At 43.9% G+C, this 19,596-nt stretch carries 17 protein-coding genes; 13 read left to right on the forward strand and 4 right to left on the reverse strand.

What is annotated here, in order from left to right; genetic code table 11:
• Positions 1–41 precede the first annotated feature (41 nt).
• Positions 42–1,946: a ribonuclease J gene (locus AB5123_RS07105; RefSeq protein ID WP_081855966.1), complete on the reverse strand. Its 1,905-nt coding sequence runs from the start codon at positions 1,944–1,946 to the stop codon at positions 42–44.
• A 342-nt stretch (positions 1,947–2,288) separates the two neighbouring features.
• The gene (locus tag AB5123_RS07110) at positions 2,289–4,439 is read right to left on the reverse strand and encodes a sugar phosphate nucleotidyltransferase (protein WP_368364640.1); all 2,151 of its coding nucleotides are present in this window, start codon (positions 4,437–4,439) and stop codon (positions 2,289–2,291) included.
• A 159-nt stretch (positions 4,440–4,598) separates the two neighbouring features.
• Here AB5123_RS07110 and AB5123_RS07115 point away from each other — a divergent pair, with 159 nt between their 5' ends.
• Entirely contained in the window at positions 4,599–6,959 is a 2,361-nt protein-coding gene (locus tag AB5123_RS07115) for an ATP-dependent helicase (RefSeq protein WP_278645355.1), read from the forward strand.
• A 101-nt stretch (positions 6,960–7,060) separates the two neighbouring features.
• On the opposite strand, the gene AB5123_RS07120 is transcribed toward AB5123_RS07115, so the two are convergent.
• On the reverse strand, positions 7,061–7,273 hold the full coding sequence (locus AB5123_RS07120; RefSeq protein ID WP_022287813.1) for a hypothetical protein: 213 nt from the start codon (positions 7,271–7,273) through the stop codon (positions 7,061–7,063).
• Positions 7,274–7,329: 56 nt separating this feature from the next.
• Entirely contained in the window at positions 7,330–8,412 is a 1,083-nt protein-coding gene (locus AB5123_RS07125) for a nucleoside recognition protein (protein WP_368364641.1), read from the reverse strand.
• 91 nt (positions 8,413–8,503) lie between these two features.
• Here AB5123_RS07125 and AB5123_RS07130 point away from each other — a divergent pair, with 91 nt between their 5' ends.
• From AB5123_RS07130 to gatC, 12 genes are all read left to right on the forward strand, one after another.
• Positions 8,504–8,785, forward strand: coding sequence for a YabP/YqfC family sporulation protein (locus tag AB5123_RS07130; protein ID WP_022287811.1), 282 nt, complete (start codon positions 8,504–8,506; stop codon positions 8,783–8,785).
• Positions 8,785–9,972, forward strand: coding sequence for a sporulation protein YqfD (locus tag AB5123_RS07135; protein ID WP_181981583.1), 1,188 nt, complete (start codon positions 8,785–8,787; stop codon positions 9,970–9,972). The genes AB5123_RS07130 and AB5123_RS07135 overlap by 1 nt, the downstream gene beginning before the upstream one ends.
• Positions 9,973–10,102: 130 nt before the next feature.
• Positions 10,103–11,062 carry a PhoH family protein gene (locus tag AB5123_RS07140; RefSeq protein ID WP_278643086.1) on the forward strand — a complete coding sequence of 320 codons (960 nt, stop codon included), beginning with the start codon at positions 10,103–10,105 and terminating at the stop codon, positions 11,060–11,062.
• Between the two features lie 7 nt (positions 11,063–11,069).
• A complete protein-coding gene (ybeY, locus tag AB5123_RS07145) occupies positions 11,070–11,579 on the forward strand; it encodes an rRNA maturation RNase YbeY (RefSeq protein ID WP_286962109.1) in 510 nt (169 codons plus the stop codon).
• Positions 11,566–12,069 (forward strand): diacylglycerol kinase family protein, encoded by a 504-nt coding sequence (locus tag AB5123_RS07150; protein ID WP_117924321.1) that lies wholly within the window; start codon positions 11,566–11,568, stop codon positions 12,067–12,069. The genes ybeY and AB5123_RS07150 overlap by 14 nt, the downstream gene beginning before the upstream one ends.
• Positions 12,066–12,980: a GTPase Era gene (gene era / locus AB5123_RS07155; RefSeq protein ID WP_216552194.1), complete on the forward strand. Its 915-nt coding sequence runs from the start codon at positions 12,066–12,068 to the stop codon at positions 12,978–12,980. The genes AB5123_RS07150 and era overlap by 4 nt, the downstream gene beginning before the upstream one ends.
• 69 nt (positions 12,981–13,049) lie before the next feature.
• Positions 13,050–13,172 (forward strand): hypothetical protein, encoded by a 123-nt coding sequence (locus AB5123_RS07160; protein ID WP_022287805.1) that lies wholly within the window; start codon positions 13,050–13,052, stop codon positions 13,170–13,172.
• Positions 13,135–13,887, forward strand: a complete 753-nt coding sequence (gene recO / locus AB5123_RS07165) for a DNA repair protein RecO (protein ID WP_278340463.1) — start codon at positions 13,135–13,137, stop codon at positions 13,885–13,887. Before AB5123_RS07160 ends, recO begins: the two co-directional genes overlap by 38 nt.
• A 44-nt stretch (positions 13,888–13,931) precedes the next feature.
• Positions 13,932–16,328, forward strand: coding sequence for an endonuclease MutS2 (locus AB5123_RS07170; protein ID WP_337812444.1), 2,397 nt, complete (start codon positions 13,932–13,934; stop codon positions 16,326–16,328).
• A 55-nt stretch (positions 16,329–16,383) separates the two neighbouring features.
• Positions 16,384–17,013: a sporulation protein YunB gene (gene yunB / locus AB5123_RS07175; RefSeq protein ID WP_278946056.1), complete on the forward strand. Its 630-nt coding sequence runs from the start codon at positions 16,384–16,386 to the stop codon at positions 17,011–17,013.
• A 283-nt stretch (positions 17,014–17,296) separates the two neighbouring features.
• A complete protein-coding gene (ligA, locus tag AB5123_RS07180; protein ID WP_368364642.1) occupies positions 17,297–19,273 on the forward strand; it encodes an NAD-dependent DNA ligase LigA in 1,977 nt (658 codons plus the stop codon).
• A 41-nt stretch (positions 19,274–19,314) separates the two neighbouring features.
• Positions 19,315–19,584 carry an Asp-tRNA(Asn)/Glu-tRNA(Gln) amidotransferase subunit GatC gene (gene gatC / locus AB5123_RS07185; RefSeq protein ID WP_022287800.1) on the forward strand — a complete coding sequence of 90 codons (270 nt, stop codon included), beginning with the start codon at positions 19,315–19,317 and terminating at the stop codon, positions 19,582–19,584.
• Positions 19,585–19,596 lie beyond the last annotated feature (12 nt).

A 19,596-nucleotide genomic window follows, 5' to 3' on the forward strand; every position in this document is an offset into this window, starting at 1 on the left:
GCTCCTGCATTTCTATAAACAGCCGCACTGTTGTCAGGCGGTCATAATTCCATTATTATCGGCAAAATCATAGGACTTCTCTTTGTCTTTGTGAAGATAAAGTCCGAAAGATTGTCCTTCATTCTGCCCTTTATGGTATTCCAATCCTTCATATTCCTGTCAAGACAATCCTGAAGTGTTTCGGTAAGAAGCTTCTGAGCTTCGGTCATAAGCTCCTCGCTCTCTCTTACATACACAAAGCCTCTTGAAACCACATCAGGCCCTGCAAGGATATCTCCCGAAGCCCTGTCGATAGTTGCCACGGCAATGATAAGTCCGTCCTGAGCAAGATGTTTTCTGTCACGGAGAACTATTGCGCCAACGTCGCCAACGCCAAGACCGTCCACAAGCACCTTGCCCGCAGGCACTTGTCCTGTTATCTTCATGTCAACGCCGTCTGTTTCGATAACGTTGCCTATATCAGCAATGATTATATTGCTCTCAGGGATTCCCACAGAAAGCGCCGTATCTCTGTGCTTCATAAGATGTTTATACTCACCGTGTACAGGGATAAAGAATTTTGGCTTTGTGATAGAAAGCAACAATTTCTGCTCTTCCTGACAAGCGTGTCCTGAAACGTGCACCTCGTACATTGACTCATATATTACCTCTGCACCCAATCTCATAAGGTCGTTTACTACCTTTGTGACATACTTTTCATTGCCAGGGATAGGATTAGCCGAGATTATGATAAAGTCCATAGGAGTGATAGTAACATTCCTATGCTCGTTTGCCGACATTCTTGTAAGCGCCGACATAGGCTCGCCCTGACTTCCCGTTGTGACGATGACCATTTTTTCAGGTGCATATCTCGATATAGTGTCGATATCCACAAGCACACCGTCAGGCACTTTAAGATAGCCAAGCTCGATGCCCTTTGAGATAACATTCACCATACTTCTGCCTGACACAGCCACTTTTCTGCCGTGTGTGACAGCGTTATTTATTATCTGCTGAACTCTGTGAACGTTTGAAGCGAAAGTAGCAATGATTATCCTCTTGCCCTCAGCCTTGTTGAAAAGCTTCACAAAGCTTTCGCCAACCTTGCGCTCGCTCATGGTATAGCCAGGTCTTTCAGCGTTTGTAGAGTCAGCCATAAGAGCCAAAACGCCCTTGTTTCCAAGCTCTGCAAATCTAGGCAGGTCGATTATACCGCCCTCGATAGGTGTATAGTCTACCTTGAAGTCACCGGTATGGATAAGCACACCAGCAGGGGTATGGATAGCCATTCCCACGGCATCAGGGATAGAGTGATTTACTCTTATAAACTCCACCGCCATACAGCCAAGCTTAACTGTCTGTCTTGGCGTTACAACGTTGAGTTTTACAGTTCCTAGAAGCCCATGCTCTTTCAGCTTGCCCTCGACAAGACCCAGCGTCAGCCTTGTGCCGTAAACAGGCACGTTGAATTTTTTCAGAAAATACGGCAGACCGCCTATATGATCCTCATGACCATGTGTAAGCACAACGCCCCTGAGCTTTTCCTGATTTTTCTCGACGTATGAGAAATCAGGGATAACAATATCAACGCCCGGCATTTCACTGTCAGGGAAAGCCAATCCACAGTCTATAACGAACATATCGTTTGAACACTCGATAACAGTGAAATTCTTGCCTATCTCGTTAAGACCGCCAAGAGGGATTATCTTCACAGGCGTTCTTCTTACAGGCTCTTTCACTCTGTTCGCCGCAGGTCTTGGACGTCTTTGCTGAGTATTCTGCGGTTTTCTCTGTGGAGTTTCATTTCTCGGCTGAAGTGTTTTTTTCACACTGCCCGAAGCTCTCTGACTTTTTACACGGTCAAGCTCTTTTGAAGCCTGAGCCAGAGGTATCTCGCTCTTGTTCTGTTTTTTTCTAAAAAAACGTTTTTGTGTAGGATTTTTTACTGTGTTGTTCTTTTCGTTCATAAAATAATGTACTTTGCCCTGCTGTACTCCGCTTTTAAGCCTTCAAAGGCACAAAATGCCGCAAAAAAGCAACACAAACATACGGCAGGAGCAATTATCTCCTTCCTGCTGCATTTTATCATGCTCAAATAATATTCGATTTTTCCGTTTAGATTCAATATACCGCTGCGTTTGGGCTTTATTATCATGTGCTGTCAAAAACGCTTAAAGCCTCAAAGAAAGACAAAATGGTGTGATGAACGCAGTTTAAATACAGCGGCATGAGCCGCCTTTGTCCGAACAAAAATATCTGATTATATTGTACTCCATTTTCGTCTCAATGTCAATAGCAATTTATTACATTTATCTAAATATGCCCTTTATCCTGCTTGTTATATCCTCGCAAAAGGCAGCCGCCTGCTCGCAGCTCACGCTTTCTGCAAACACTGTTATACCTTTTTTATCCCTCAGCGGTCTGATAACTGCGTGTGTCTTGCCCATTGTTATCTCTCCCTCTACCGAACAGCCAAGCTCTGAAAATATCTTTTCCTTGTTTTCACGGCTCATTGTTATGCCCACAAATCGGCTTGAAGTGTATGCGTCAGGCACATCACAGAGAGCTTTTTGTAGCGTTATCCCCTGCTCTGACAGATAAGACGTTACCGCTGACGCAAGGTAAAGTCCGTCATAGGCAAACATATTATGGGTTGAAACGGCAACGTCCTTTGCTATGTCAGCATTGTTTTCGTATCGGTAAAGCCTGCCACAGTGGACTTCAGCAGTGGCATCGGCATTAGAGGGGAAATTCTCAGGCAATGCCACCGCAAGCCCCTTTTCAAAGCACACCCCTGCATACATTGCCACCAGCTTTTCCCACATGACATAGCTTGTTTTCTCACTGTAAGCTGATACTTTTGTGCCGTCTGCGGAAAGATTGAATATTATACGCTCACCGTCTATATCGTTCCTGCCGTGAAAGAGTCTGTCGGCAAGGGTCGCCTTTTTAACATCATATGTGCGGATATCAACATTTACGCCTTTAAATCGGTCAGGGAGTATTTTTTCAAGCTCTGCGACGTATATCTCCCTCACCGCTGAAAAATCTGTCACACAACCCGTCTGAGAAAGCCCCACACTGCGATAAGCTCTGTCGTCAGCTATGCTTCCAATGCGGTCAAGAAGCTTTTCATCAGGCAACATTCCTCCAGCCGAAATAAGCCTTGCATGACCTGAAATGTTTGCGCCTATGAGTATGCCGAACTCTCCGCCAAATCTGTTCACAGCATAAGAAAGCTCCGAAATGCCTGCTCTGCCTATACTGTACACGTTCACTCCAGCCTGACATATGCCGCAGTCAAGGGCTTGTTTAAGCAAAAGGCTTTCGTCAGAGCCATAGGCTGTCACTATACTTCTCCCTTTTTTTGCAGCGCTTGCGACACAAAGTCCAAAAAGCATAGCCTTTTGCGCTGTGGCTTCACCGCCCCACAAACTGCACTCGCCGTTTTCGTCTATGACAAGTCGGCTGTCAGATGATCTTTTCACGTTTTCATAAAGCCTTGCGCCCTCTTCAACATTTTTTCCAGACCATATGCCCACTCCTTTTTCAATGACGGCTTCACTTGCGATATGAGCCTTTTCGCCTATGACAGAATATTCACCGCACTTCACACCGCTGTCAAGGACAGCCCCACGGCATACCACTGCACTGTTTATATCACAGCGTTCAGATATCACCGAGCCTATGCCAACATATCCGTTCACCTTGCCGCCCTTTACAACAGCGTTATTGTCTATGACGCTTCCGCTTTCTATGACCGACCCTGACATGACAGAAACGTTCTCTCCTATATAAACAGGCTCACCTATTGCCGCACCGCTGAAATTATTTTCTGTCAGCCTTTGTGACATATTTTCGTTGTAAAGCATATGCCTTTGACAATCAAGAAAAGCCTCAGGCGTGGTTATCCTTTTATAATATCCTTTTCCGTCAAGCAGGACAGCTTCGCCACTTTTCACAGCCTCGGGGATAATATCCTCCGTCATATCCATAGGCTTTTCAGGATTAAGACTATCAAAAAGCTCTCTTTTCACTATATATATGCCAGCAGGTTTGTTTTCAGTATCATAAGTCAGAGCCGTACAAAAGGTATCGTGGCTCAAATGAACTTTTATGATCTCATCAAGAGGGTGAGTGCAGATACAGTTACATTCCACGGCAAGAATTTCTGTTTCATCGCACATTGCTGTTCTAACAGCCTGCGCAGTGCTTTTGCCTGCGGTGTTTATCATATGGAGCTTTATCTTACCTGAGTATTTTTCGTCAAGAAGCCTTTCTACCTGTTCAGAACCATAGCCCACCGCAAGGACAGCTTCTTCAAAGCCTGCTTTCTCCAGCATTTCAAGAGTAAAAAGCAAAATTTCTTTTCCGCATAATCTCAGAAGAGCCGCAGGTCGCCTGTCTGTCATGGGCATCAATCTTTCTCCACGTCCTCCGCATAAAACAACAGCTTTCATATATGTTCCTCCGTTCATAATACTTGATTTAATGTATTATTGGAAAACATACCCACTGTTATTCATGTGAAAAAAATTTGCCGCCGCCCTTTTCAAGATAGAAAAAATATGCTATAATGTAGGGTACGGCATAAAAGAAATTTTACGGAGGTGTATATAATGGAGCAGTTTACGGCTCTTAAAAGAAAAGCACTTGAAAAATATTTTTCACGAATGAACGACCAACAGCGCAAGGCTGTGTTCAAAATAAAGGGTCCTCTCCTTATACTGGCAGGAGCAGGAAGCGGCAAGACCACTGTTTTGGTAAACCGCATCGCAAACATGATATACTTCGGCAACGCATACAACACAGAGCAGACCTACGGCACGCCCTCTGAGCAGGACATACAGTTTCTCAAAGACTACATTGATGGCAAGACAAATGACGCTTCTACCCTCGCAGACATTGTGGCATATGACTGCATAAAGCCGTGGAGCATACTTGCTATAACGTTCACAAACAAGGCGGCAGGCGAGCTTAAAGAACGTCTTGCAGGAATGTTGGGAGAGGCAGGTCAAGGCATAACAGCGGCGACTTTCCACTCCGCCTGCGCAAGGATACTCAGGCGTGAATGTGACAAGCTTGGATTTTCAAGCAGTTTCACCATTTATGATTCTGACGATTCTCAGAGGACTGTAAAAAGCATATTAAGAGAGCTTGGCATATCCGAGAAGATGTTTCCACCGAGAACGATACTCAGCGAGATATCCCACGCTAAAGACCTGCTCCAAGAGCCTGATGAATATATCGCTTCAGCCGCAGGAGATTATCGTAATCTGACCATAGGCAAGGTATACAAGCACTATCAGAAGAAGCTCAAAGCCGCAAACGCTATGGACTTTGACGACATGATCTGCCACACAGTCAAGCTTTTTGAGCAGTTTCCTGACGTCCTCGACCACTATCAGAATTTGTATAAATATATAATGGTAGACGAGTATCAGGACACCAACAAGGCTCAGTTCAGACTTGTTTCGCTGCTGTCACAGAAGTATAACAACCTGTGCGTTGTGGGTGATGACGACCAGAGCATCTACAAGTTCCGTGGTGCGACTATCGAGAATATCCTCAACTTCGAGGAGCAGTTCAACTGCAATGCTGACACTGATGTTATAAAGCTTGAACAGAATTATCGTTCAACGCAGAATATTCTTAACTGCGCAAATCAGCTTATAAGTAACAATCAGGGCAGAAAGGGTAAAAATCTGTGGACAGCTTCGGGTGACGGTGAAAAGGTAACAGTATACAAGGCTTCAAGCGAGCGCAGTGAAGCAAAATTCGTGGCTGACACTATTTTAGAGGACATAAACAAGGGCAGAAAATACAATGACCATGCAATTCTCTACCGAATGAACGCACAATCGAACGCTTTGGAGCAGACGTTCATACAAAGTGGAATACCATATAAAATAATAGGCGGTCTGAAATTCTACGACAGAAAGGAAATAAAGGATATCCTCGCTTATCTTTCTGTAATAAACAACCATTTTGACTTTCTACGTCTGAGAAGAATAATCAACGAGCCGAAACGTGGTATCGGCGAAGCCACTGTAAACGCTCTTGAGCAGATAACCTCAGACCTTGGGGATTCACCTATCCACATTATGCAGGAAGCCGATATGCTTGCTCCCCTTGTGAAGCGTTCAAAACAGCTTATGCCTGTGGGCGATATGCTCTCAGAGCTTACTGAGCTTTCTGACACTCTGCCACTTGCGGAGCTTTTGGACAAGCTTCTTGATATGACAGGCTACAAGCGTCATCTTGAAATGCAGGGCGACGAGGGTCTTACACGTCTTGAAAACATCAACGAGCTTAAATCCACCATGTCAAGCTACGAAGAAAATGCTGACGAGCCGTCGCTGTCGGGATTTTTGGAGGAAATATCACTTTACACTGACGTTGACAATCTCGACTCTGATGCTGACTATGTTGTGCTTATGACAATGCACTCTGCAAAGGGACTTGAGTTCCCCATAGTTTTCGTGGTAGGCATGGAGGACAACATCTTCCCGTCATCAAGAAGTCTTGAATCGGAGGCTGACACGGAAGAGGAACGCAGACTTGCCTATGTTGCAGTAACACGAGCAAAGGAAAAGCTTTATCTTACCCACGCAGAGGAACGTATGCTTTACGGTCGCACTGACAGAAACAGGATATCACGCTTTATAAAAGAGCTTCCTGCCGATTGCATAGAAAAGCAAGCCGAGGAAACAAAGGCTTCACCTTATCTCAACGGCTATGAAAAGCCTCACAGCATGAGCCTGCAACAGCAATTGGCTCAGCGAAAGGCTGATAAGAGCAATTTTTCTGTTAATACTGAAACTTTCGCACCAGGCGACAGAGTTTTGCACAAGATATTCGGTGAAGGCACTGTTTTAAGTTCAAAACCTATGGCTAACGATACTCTTGTTGAGATAGCATTCGATAATCGTGGCACAAAGAAGATAATGGCAAATTACACGAAGATAAAAAAGATATAAGGATATAAAATAGAAAGATCCGCAGGGCGTTTTGTTTCGCCCTGCGGATCTTTTGCAATATAAAAGCCGTACACCAAAAAATGTACGGCATATTTTATGTATCAGATAACATCGTCTTCCTGATTTGGAATGTTAAGCTGTTTCTTTGGAACACGCTTGATAGGATCATAGACCCACTTCTTACAGCTATAATCAGCGTCTACCAGACCCTGCTTCTCACAAAGGACCTTATTTCCTTCTCTTGATCTGTTGCCGAAAAGGCAGTAAGAACATGACGGTGAAATTCTGTTACCAAAATAGCTCTTCTTTGCCATGATTTATACAACTCCTTTAAGATAAGTTAATCTTTTTTCATTTGTTATTAATTATATCATACTGTTTTAGAAAATGCTAGTCTTTTCTTCAAAGTTAGTAATAAAATCATCATAATCAAGCAAAACGAGGGAACAAAATTGTTCACTTTGACGAATTTAACATTATTTGTAACAGCAGTCAAAACTGAATCAGGAATAAAGAAAGGATAGATAAAACGGCATATGACAGCGGACAAAAAGGCTGATACCAAACGTGAGATAAAAAACGGCACAAGGGAGAAATCCACGCCAAGTGCAGATATTTGTATAATCACACACAGACCACCGAAGGAGCAGACAGCGGATATAAATGGCAGAAGATAAAATGGACTTCCCGAAAGCTCAGTGAGAGAAGTTATTTCAAGACAGCTTTTCACAAGCACAAGCTCGTTTTCCGACAGTGAAAACGAATTTTTCAGAAAGCTGAACGCTCCGCAGTATTCAAGAGAGGACATAAACGCTCCGAAAAAGACTATCATAACGCAGATAACAAAAAGTGACTTTCCTGCCGAGATAACGCTGTCGGTGAACATTCTGCCGTCAAGTCTGAAAGTCGGCTTTGATGTTTTCTTATCCTCATTTATAGCTCTGCCGAGAACAAGTGCAGTGAGAAAATTTGCCGCTAGTATGGATACGAACACTGCAATGCCTGCTCCTGTACAACCAAACACCGCAAGACCCACTGTACCAGAATAAAAAGCAGGTCCTCCACAGCAACAAAAGCAGGACATTATCTTTGCAGTACGCTGGGATATTATCTTTCTCTGACACAGATCTGAAAGAAGCTTCACTCCCACAGGATAGCCTGCGGTATTGCCAAGAAGAAATACAAAGAAAAGCTGAGGCGGTATGCCCATTATAAATCTCGATATAGGATAAAAAGGCATTGAAACGCAGTAGTAAAGCCCACTTGAAACAAGTATCTGCGACAGCGCCATAAAAACAAACAGCGACGGGATTATGATATTCATACAGCGGTCAACAGCTTCGGAGATACCAAGCTTTACGCTCTCGCCCCCTGATATGGTGATAATGCAGAACCATATGACCACCCCCGCAAGTATGTATATGCAAAGCTCCTTTGCAAGTCTTTTCAACATTTTTATTACCTCCCTACTTTTACTTTTTAAGTATATGTCAGTCTGTCTAATAATATAATTAAGCATAAGACAATGAACGGAGGACGCAAAAATGAAGAAGATACCATTTTTAAGCTTTTTCGGCATGACAAAAGAATTGACCGCACTAAGCTCATACATAAGCATAACTGACGACAGAGCCGCCGTTATCGAAAACTGCAAACAGATAGTTGAGTGCAGTGAGATAATGGCAAAGGTGCTGACAGGCTCTTTTGAGATAGAGATATGGGGCAGCGGACTAACAATGTCAAATTTCTGCTCCGACAGCGTGGAGATAAGAGGAAAAATAGAGTCGGTCAAGCTTGTGTCAAGAAGTATCAGGGAGAGAGGATAATGATTTTCGGTTATATAGATTATGTTATCACAGGGGACAGCTTCACCAAGTTTTTCCGCAGGATAATGTCAAAAAAGCTTCCCGTTAGCAAAATGTGTGAAAAGAACGGAAAGCTCACTTTGCGTATGCCTGCGGAACACTGTAAGGCACTTGAAAGACTATGCGATGAACTTGGGCTTGAATACACCGCCGCAAAACGTCACGGAAGCTTTGTTCTTGCAAAACGTTTTTTCGGAAGAGGAGGACTTGTCATAGGCACTGCGGCTGTCATGCTTTCGTGCTTCTATCTATCAAACGTGGTGGTGAGGTTTGACATACTCAGTGATGATGAAAATATCAGAAAAGGCGTTATGTCGGTGCTTAAAGAGGAGGGCGTTGAAACCGGCACTTATATCCCAAGCATTGATCTCATAGTCACAGAACGTGCGTTAAAGCAAAAAGTGGAGGGCATATCATGGGCAGGCATAACACGCAAGGGTGACACGCTGATAATCGACGTTATCGAAACTGAGGGCGACACAAAGCGTGAGTCAAACCGCTATCCCTCAAATCTTGTTGCCTGCGAAAACGGAGTTATCGAAAAAATCGAGGTTTATGACGGACAGCTAAAGATACCTGTGGGAAGCGGTGTGACAAAGGGCGATATCGTTGTAGGAGGTGAGATCATCACATCAAAATCAAGCTGGATAGACGGCAAGGAAAACGTTGAAACAAAGACAAGCTATGCACGCTCAAAGGGTAAGATACTAGGCACTTTTGAGCGCACTGTCACATTCACACAGCCCTTTGAGGACAAGGCAGAAAAGACGACAGGCAAGAGAGATACAAAGCGTTTTTTCACTGTGTTTGACGCTGATATCCCTCTTTTTTTCTCAAAGCCTGAGGGTTACTGGAAAAATGAGCAAAGATATTCTCCTCTGTCGCTTTTCGGGCTTGAAATGCCTTTTGGCATAACCACCTGCGAACTTGAAGAATATAAATTTTCACAAGACACCCTGACAGAACAGCAGGCACTTGACGCCGTTCATGAAAAGGCCTATTTATATGAGGAAAATTTTCTCTCAGACTATGAGATAAAAGACCGGCAAGTGGAGGATAATGTGACGGAAAACGGAGTAACCGCTACTGTAACATACACCCTATATGGCGAGCTTTGCAGAGAGGTGGAATTTTTTATTAAGAAATGATCAAAAAGTGTGAAAAGGTGCATAAAAAAAGTGTTAAATCTTACTGAGATTGTTGCAATCAGAGGAAAAATGTGATATAATAGTTTTGTATAATAGGTATATCAGAACAAAAAAAGAGGAAGTTGTGCTAATGGCGGAAAAACTTATCAGCGTGGACAGAATGGAAACTGTACTCAGCCTTTTCGGCAATTATGACGAGAATGTTAATCTTATCCAAAAAGAGTATAATGTTGTGATTCTCGGCAGAGGTGACGATATCAAGATAACAGGCGATGAGGAGAACGTATTTAACGCCTCGGAGGCTATAAACAGTCTTATCGCTCTTATCAACAAGGGCGAGGCTATCACTGAGCAGACTATAAGATATGTTTTCACACTTGTGCGTGAGGGCAAGCAGTATGAGATAAAGCATATGTCTGATGACGGCGTGTGCGTAACGGTGAGCGGAAAGCTCGTTAAGCCGAAAACTCTCGGTCAGAAAAGATATGTTGAAGCAATAAGGAAAAAGACTATCGTCATGGGCATTGGTCCTGCGGGAACGGGCAAGACTTATCTTGCGGTGGCAATGGCGGTAAAAGCTTTCAAGGCGCACGAGGTAGAGAAGATAATCCTCACACGTCCTGCGGTTGAAGCAGGAGAAAAGCTGGGCTTTCTTCCGGGCGACCTGCAATGTAAGGTAGACCCATATCTCAGACCGCTTTATGACGCACTTTTTGAAATGCTCGGTCCTGACACTTTCGCTAAACAGCAGGAGCGTGGCTGTATCGAAGTCGCTCCGCTGGCATACATGAGAGGACGTACTCTTGACGATTCTTTCATTATCCTTGATGAAGCGCAGAACACCACTCACGAGCAGATGAAGATGTTCCTCACACGTCTTGGATTCAACTCAAAGATAGTCATAACAGGCGATATAACGCAGATAGACCTGCCTGACCAGAGAAAGTCAGGACTTATTCAGGCAATGAACGTACTCAAAGGCGTTGACGATATATCAATAAACAGATTTACCGACAAGGACGTTGTCCGTCACAAGCTTGTGCAGGACATAATCCTTGCTTATGAAAAATATAACAAAAAAGGAATGTGAAAAAGTAATGGGCAAGGTAAAAGTAATGATAACCAACAACCAGACAGAGGTAAAGATACCTGTTGGCATAAGGCTTCTTGTAAGACGCTGTTGCCATGCTGTGTTGGAATATGAGGGCCACAATGATGATTTTGAAGTTTCTGTATCTTTTGTGAATGACGAGCAGATACATGAGCTTAACAAGGAGCATAGAAACATAGACCGCTCAACAGACGTGCTGAGCTTTCCTCTTGGCGAGAACGGTGATTTTGACATGAACCACGAAACAGGTACTTTCCTGCTGGGAGATATAGTCATAAGCCTTGAAACGGCTTACCGTCAGGCTGAGATTTATGGTCACTCTCTTGAAAGAGAGATAGGCTTTTTGACAGTACATTCAATGCTTCATCTCCTTGGTTATGACCATGAAGAAAGCAATCTTCAGGAGAGAATAATGCGTGAAAAGGAAGAAGCTATACTTGGCAATCTGGGCATATCCCGTGACGCCACTTTCTTAGGCGAGCATGAACACAGGTAAAACAGGGATAGGACGTTTCTTCAAGGGCTTTGTTTATGCCTTTGAGGGCATTGTGAGCTGTATAAAAACAGAGCGCAATATGCGTTTTCACATTGGCGTTGCAGTGCTTGTGATACTGCTAATGCGATTTTATGGGCTTAGCGCCGCCGAAACTGCCGCAGTTTATATCTGCATAGGGCTTGTTATTTCACTAGAGCTTGTGAACACGGCTGTTGAAGCCGCTGTGGATATGGCGTGTAAAGATAAAAACCCCCTTGCTAAAAAGGCTAAAGACTGTGCGGCAGGGGCTGTTCTCATTGCGGCGGTAGCTTCTGTGGCTGTGGGAATAAGGATATTCTGGGACTATTATGCTTTTATGGCTATAGCCTCTTATTTTGCAAGAAACATATGGCTAGGGATAGCTTTAGCCGCAGGTGTGATACTGTGGCTCGTATGGGTGTTCAAAACGCCTGCTGACAAAGATAAAAAAGATAAGGAAAAATATATATGAACAAGAAAAATGCAAATTCAAAAAATGCGTTCGTCACCATTGTTGGACGTGCGAACGCAGGCAAATCCTCATTGCTAAACGCACTTGTGGGCGAAAAGATAGCCGCAGTGAGTGACAAGCCGCAGACAACAAGAACAAAGATAACAGGTGTTCTCACAAAGGGAGAAACGCAGTTCGTTTTCATGGACACACCTGGTATGCACAAGGCTAAAAACAAGCTTTCCGAGCATATGCTCAACGCTGTGAACGAGTCTGTTGCAGGGGTTGACCTTATTATCCTTATGGCTGACTGCACAAAGAAAATATCCGAAAACGAGCGTGAGCTTGTAAAGGGCTTCAAGACAGGCAAGACTAAGGTGATACTTGTGCTGAACAAGATAGATCTTCTTGAAAACAAAGAGGATCTTATCGCAGTGATAGCAGAGTATTCAAAGCTTTATGATTTTATAGATATCGTACCAGTGAGCGTTCTTGAAAAGGATGGCCTTGATATTATTATGGAAGATCTTGAAAAGAATGCTGTGGAGGGTCCGCACTACTTCCCTGATGATAAATTCACAGACCAGCCTGAAAAGGTCATAATGGCTGAGATAATAAGAGAAAAGGCACTCAATAACCTTAATGACGAAGTCCCTCACGGCATAGCTGTGACTATTGAACAGCTCAACGAGCGTGAAAATAGAAACGGTGAAGCTATACTTGACGTTACCGCTACTATTTACTGCGAGAGAGAGTCGCACAAGGGTATTCTTATTGGAAAAGGCGGCTCTATGCTTAGAAAGATAGGTCAGGAAGCAAGAGCTGACCTTGAAGATTTCTTCCAGATAAAAGTAAATCTCCAGTGCTGGGTTAAGGTAAAAGAGGGCTGGAGAAACCGTGAGGGCATGATAAAGAATTTCGGTTTGGAATAAAGGCAACATATTTTTCCGCTTATAATGGCCGCCAAAAAAGCTGATAATATCAGTAAGGCGGTGAATATCATGACTTTATGGGACAAGTTCTTTGAAAGCGGCAGGATAGAGGATTATCTCACATATGCCGCACACAGAAAAGAGGATACTGACAATGCTGACCTTTATGGGACTGATACTGAGGGAAAATGACAGGGGTGAAACAAGCAAATCCATCACTGTCCTCACAGCAGAGCGTGGAGTCATAGATATATTTGTTCGTGGTGGCAGGAAAAGCACGAAAAACGCGTCATCAACGCAGCTTTTTGCATACTCTAAGCTGTGCGTTGAGGAAAAGAGGAACGCTAAAGACCAATCAATGTTTTTTCTCAACAGCAGTGAATCAGAGAAGCTTTTTTACAACATCAGGCTCGACCCTAAGAAAACGGCTCTTGCCTCTTACTTTTCTGAGCTTCTCATGTATATACGAACAGAGGAAAGCGGCTGTGACGAGATAATGCGGCTGACGCTGAACACACTTTATTTTCTCGATAAGGGCGACAGGGATAACGAACTTCTCAAATCTATATTTGAGTTTCGTCTGCTGTGCGAAGCAGGATTAAGACCTGCGCTTCTTGGCTGTTCGGTTTGCATGGCGTATGAAGCTGACATTATGCACTTCAATCTGTCAACAGGGGTCTTGGAGTGTGACAAGTGCTGTTACAATCCTGACAGTATTTACGATATTGAATTAGACAGGACTATGCTATACATAGTCCGATTTATTGCACTGACGGAATATGAGCGGCTTTTTGCTTTCAAGATAAGCGAAAGATATCAGAAAAAACTGACGGCTTTTACAGAGCGGTTTGTTAGATATAATCTGAAAGGCAAGTTTCCGTCGCTTGATTTTTACAGACTTTTGTAGGCATTGCGTAGCTTTGCCTATTGTCATATTTTGAGGTATATATAATGGACGAAAGATTTTACGATTCATTGGAGCTGAACAAAATTCTTGAAATGCTTTCAAAAGAATGCTCCAACGAAAAAACGAAAAAAATGGCTTTGGGGATAAAGCCTTGTTCTGATCTTTACACGGTCAAGAAAGAAACAGGCAAGACCGCCGAAGCCCTTGAACTCAGCGTAAGATACGGCACGCCGAATTTCTACAACATAAATGACGTATCAACTTACATCAAAAGGGCCGAGGCAGGCGGTGTGCTTTCTTTGGGCGAGCTTATCCAGATAAGACGCTTGCTTGCGCAGACCTATGAGCTTCACCACTGGTATGAGCAGTGTGAGAACAAGGACACTTCCCTTTCATATCTCTTTGAAATGCTCTATCCAAACAAGTACCTGCAGCAGCGACTTGAAACGGCTATCATAGATGAAACAAAGCTTTCTGACGACGCAAGTGCGGAGCTGAGAAGCATAAGGCAGAAGATAACACGTTCAGGACTAAAGATAAGAGAGACCCTTGACAAGATGATAAAATCCCCAAGCACTCAGAAATATTTGCAGGAGAGCATCGTCACAATGCGTGACGGACGTTTCGTTCTTCCGGTAAAGACTGAGTTCAAGGGCAATGTCAGCGGTCTTGTTCATGACACCTCCGCAACAGGCTCAACGCTTTTTATCGAGCCTATGTCGGTAGTGGAAGCCAACAACGATATCAGAATTTTGCAGGGTCAGGAGCAGGACGAGATACACAGGATAATCGCTGAATTTTCCATGGAATGTGCCGAAATGAAAGACCAGCTCATTTCAAACTACAATGCGGTAACAGAGCTTAACCTTTATTTTGCAAAGGCAAACCTCGGTGCAAAAATGAGAGCAATGCTCCCTGAGATATCCAATGACGGTGTTATCGTGCTGAACAAGGCACGTCACCCTCTTATCGACCCGAAAAAGGTCGTGCCTATAGACTTTTCTATTGGCACTGACTATCACTCCCTGATAATAACAGGTCCTAACACGGGCGGTAAGACAGTTGTGCTTAAAACTGTGGGTCTGCTCACGCTTATGACAATGTGCGGTCTGCTTATTCCTGCGTCAGACGGAAGCAGGATATCTGTATACAAAAACGTGCTTGTTGATATCGGCGACCAGCAGTCTATAGAAAACAATCTGTCTACATTCTCTTCTCACATAAGCAGAGTAAAGACCATACTTGACGAAGCGGACAGCGAAAGCCTTGTGCTTCTTGACGAGCTTGGTTCAGGCACTGACCCTGTGGAGGGTGCTGCGCTGGCGGTGGCTATAATCGAACGCATAAGGATATTCGGTGCGACGCTAGTTACAACTACTCACTATCAGGAGCTTAAAATGTACGCTATCGACACTCCTGACGTTGAGAACGCTTCATGCGAGTTTGACGTGCAGACTTTGCACCCGACATACAGGCTTATCATAGGCTCACCCGGTAAGTCCAACGCTTTTGCTATCTCTGAAAGTCTTGGTATCGACAAGGATATAATCAAGTACGCTGAATCGCTTATTTCTGAGGATAACAAAAAGTTTGAAACTATCATAGACAATCTTGAACGCACAAGAATGCAGCTTGAAGAAAACAACAGGCTTGCGGAGAAATACCGTGCGGAAAGCGAGGCTCTCAGAAAAGAGCTTGCAGAGCAGAAAGAAAAATTCTACGATCAGAAAGAAGCCGAGCTTGAAAGGGCAAGACGTGAGGCTCAGCAGATCGTAAATCGTGTTCAGCGTGAGTCGCAGGCGCTTATTGACGAGCTTGACAAGCTGAGAAAAGAGAAAGAAAATCCAAACTTCACTCAGAAAGCCATTGACGCAAGGCACAAGCAGAAGTCCACAATGAACAAGCTTTACAGCGAGGCTAACCCTGTTTCTGAAAGCAGGAACGAGGGATATGTGCTGCCAAGACCGCTGAAAAAGGGCGACAACGTGCTTATCGTTGACACAAACAGAAAGGGTATCATTATAACGCCCCCTGACAACAGCGGAATGTGCTTCATTCAGGCAGGCATAATGAAAACCAAGATAGATGTAAAAAAACTTCAGCTTATTGAAAAACAGCAGCCGCAGAAACAGTCCAAAAAGCCTGTGAAAAAAGGCGGAGTATCCAAAAGCGGCATTGAGAGCCGTATGACACGAAAGGTATCCACCGAGCTTGATATCAGGGGCTATGCCGCTGACGAGGGCGTTCACGAAATGGAGCAGTTTATTTCTGACGCTATCATGTCAGGAGTGACGATGCTCACCATAATCCACGGCAGAGGCACCGGTATTCTCCGTGATGCCATAAGGCGTGCGCTTAAACACCACCCGTCTGTAAAATCATTCAGAAAAGGCGTTTACGGAGAGGGCGAGGACGGCGTAACTATCGTTGAATTAAAGTAAAATAATCACATATCACCGCATTTTGGTATATAATAAGCCAAAGGCGGTGATTTTTTTGAGCGTCCACAAGCGTTCTTTCAAGAACAGAATTTCATACATAATTCTTGCTGTCGTTATTATTCTTGCGCTGCTCACGACGGTGTTTTTTGCACAGCTTTCAAGGCACATCAGCGAAATAAGCGAGTTTGAAAGCAAGCAGGCTGCACTTGATGTGATAAATGCGGCCATAAGCAGAGAACTTGAAAAACTGCCCCAGAGCAGTTATATAAAGATATCTGAAACTGACGGCAGGATAACCTCCATAAACAGCGACACAGCCTCAGTGAACAGGCTGCAAAGCAGCGTTTCAAAAGCTGTGAACGAAAGCCTTTCACAGCTTGAGGGAACAAAACTCAGCGTACCCATCGGCACACTTTCAGGAATAAATATCCTCACAGGCAGAGGTTTTGACATACCACTGCGGCTTCATCAGATAGGTGCGGCAAAAACAGAGCTTAAAAGCGATTTAACGGAAGCAGGGATAAATCAGACAAAATACAGCCTCTATCTCACTGTGACCATAGAAATGACAGCCATTCTTCCTGCACACTCTACGGATATCGTGGTGAGCTATGACTATCCCGTAAGCGAAACTGTTATCGTAGGGGAGATACCTGATATGTACTTAGGCAAGGGAAAAGGCTGATTTTTTCGCAGTTTATAGAAAAAAGGCTTGTATTTCACCAGCAATTATGGTATAATATAAAGGGCAATACCGCATAAGGCACGCCTAACGGCTTTGCACGCAATCTGCTTGCAGATTTTCCGTTATCTCGCACAGAAACTCCTTGAAATACGGAAGTATTCCTGCGTCGTTTCTATACAAGCTAACGAAAAATCCGGCTACGCATCTTGCGTACAATCCTTATGTGGTATTGCCCTGCGTATGATATGCCGTAAAAAGTTGGCAGAAATGGAGTTGTGTTATTTTGAACGAACAGGAAGCTAAAAAACGTATAGACGAGCTTGTGAAGCTTTTGAATTATCACTCTCAGCTTTACTATGTTGAGGACAGGAACGAGATCACAGACTATGAATACGATATGCTCCAGCAGGAACTAAAGGGTCTTGAGGAGCAGTTTCCGCAGTTTATCAGAAGCGACTCCCCTACTCAGCGTGTAGGCGGCAAGGCGATATCAATATTTGAGAAAGTCACACACCGTGTGCAAATGGGTTCTTTGCAGGACGTTTTTTCCTTTGAACAGGTGAGAAGCTTTATTGAGACAGTTCAGCAGGCTGTTGATAAGCCACAATTCGTTGTTGAGCCTAAAATAGACGGACTTTCGGTATCCCTTGAATATCATAACGGTGAGCTTGCCATAGGTTCTACCCGTGGTGACGGCTTTGTGGGCGAGGACGTTACTTCTAATCTGAAAACTGTAAAGTCCATTCCTATAAAAATAAACGAGGAACTGCCTTTGATAGAAGTCAGAGGTGAAACATATATGCCGAGAAATGTTTTTCTGAAGCTTGTTAAAGAGCAGGAGGATAATGACGAGCAGCCTTTCAAAAATCCAAGAAACGCCGCCGCAGGTTCTCTTAGACAGAAAAACCCTAAGATAGCGGCTAAAAGAAAGCTTGATATCTTTGTGTTCAATGTTCAGCAGATAGAGGGCAAGGAACTTACTTCTCACAAGGAGTCACTTGACTATCTGAAAACACTGGGATTCAAGACTATCCCTGATTACAAACGTGTGTCTACCGCTGATGAGGTCATAGGCTGCATAAAGGCTATCGGAGAAAAGCGTTTTGACCTGCCATTCGATATTGACGGCGTTGTTATAAAGGTTGACGATTTCAGACAGCGTGAGATACTTGGTGCAACTGCAAAAGTGCCAAAGTGGGCTGTGGCTTACAAGTTTCCGCCTGAAGAAAAGACCTCAAAGCTGCTTGATATAGAGCTTAACGTGGGCAGAACTGGTGCTATAACACCTGTGGCCGTGTTTGAGCCTGTTTTTCTTGCAGGCACGAGCGTTTCAAGGGCGACCCTACACAATCAGGATTTTATAAGAGAGAAAAACATTTCCGTGGGGGATATCATCAAGGTGCGCAAGGCAGGAGATATAATCCCTGAGGTGCTTGGCTCTGTGGAAAAGCATGGCAACGGAGTTTTCACGCTCCCTGAGTGCTGTCCTGTATGCGGAACAAAGCTTGTGAAGTCCGAGGAAGAAGCGGCGGTAAGGTGTCCGAACGTTGAATGTCCTGCGCAGATATTCAGAAGCATCGTTCACTTTGCTTCAAAGGGCGCAATGAACATTGACGGTCTTGGTCCGCAGATAGTTCACACCCTTCTTGACAATAAGCTTATTACCTCTGTGGCTGACCTTTACACTCTGAGCGAAAACAAGCTTTTACAGCTTGACAACTTCAAGGAAAAATCAGTGAACAATCTGCTTAGTGCTATAGAAAAGTCAAAGTCCAATTCTTTGGACAGATTGGTGTTTGGTCTGGGCATAAGAAATATCGGACAGGCTTCTGCGAAACTTCTGTGCGACAAGTTCGGCGACCTTGACAACATCATGAACGCTTCCGCTGAGCAGATATCCGAGATAGACGGCTTTGGCGGCGTAATGGCGCAAAGCGTTTACAATGCTTTCCATGAAGAGCATATGATAGAGCTTATTCAAAGGCTCAAAGAATGTGGGATAAACACAAAGTATGAGAAAATACAGATAGACGACCGCTTTGCAGGAAAGACTTTTGTTCTCACAGGCACTTTGCCGACGCTTAAAAGAAGTGAGGCAAAGGCACTTATTGAAAAATACGGCGGCAAGGCAAGCGGCTCAGTGTCCAAAAAAACGGACTATGTTCTTGCAGGTGAGGAAGCAGGAAGCAAGCTTGATAAAGCTCAGCAGCTCGGTATCGAAATAATCACCGAAGAACAGTTCAAGGATATGATAAAATAAGATAATATCTTTTTATATAAATAAAACAGGAGGAATGTAAAATGAACATTGACATTAAACACATTGCCAAGCTGGCAAGACTTCGCATCGAAGACGATCAGCTTGATAAGTTTGAGTCAGAAATGGAAAACATCGTGGGAATGGTTGAAAAGCTCCCCGACATTCAGGACGAAATGACCCTTGACCCTGACAACCCGATGATACTCAGAAAAGACGTGGCTGTTCAGGATAAATTCACAAGACAGGAGCTTATGCAGAACGCTCCTCAGGTAAAGGCAGGCTGTCTTGTCGTGCCTAAAACAGTAGAGTAAGGAGTGTTATAA

Source organism: Ruminococcus sp. RTP21204st1_B2_RTP21204_210225 (assembly GCF_040914135.1).
Taxonomy (GTDB): domain Bacteria; phylum Bacillota; class Clostridia; order Oscillospirales; family Ruminococcaceae; genus Hominimerdicola; species Hominimerdicola aceti.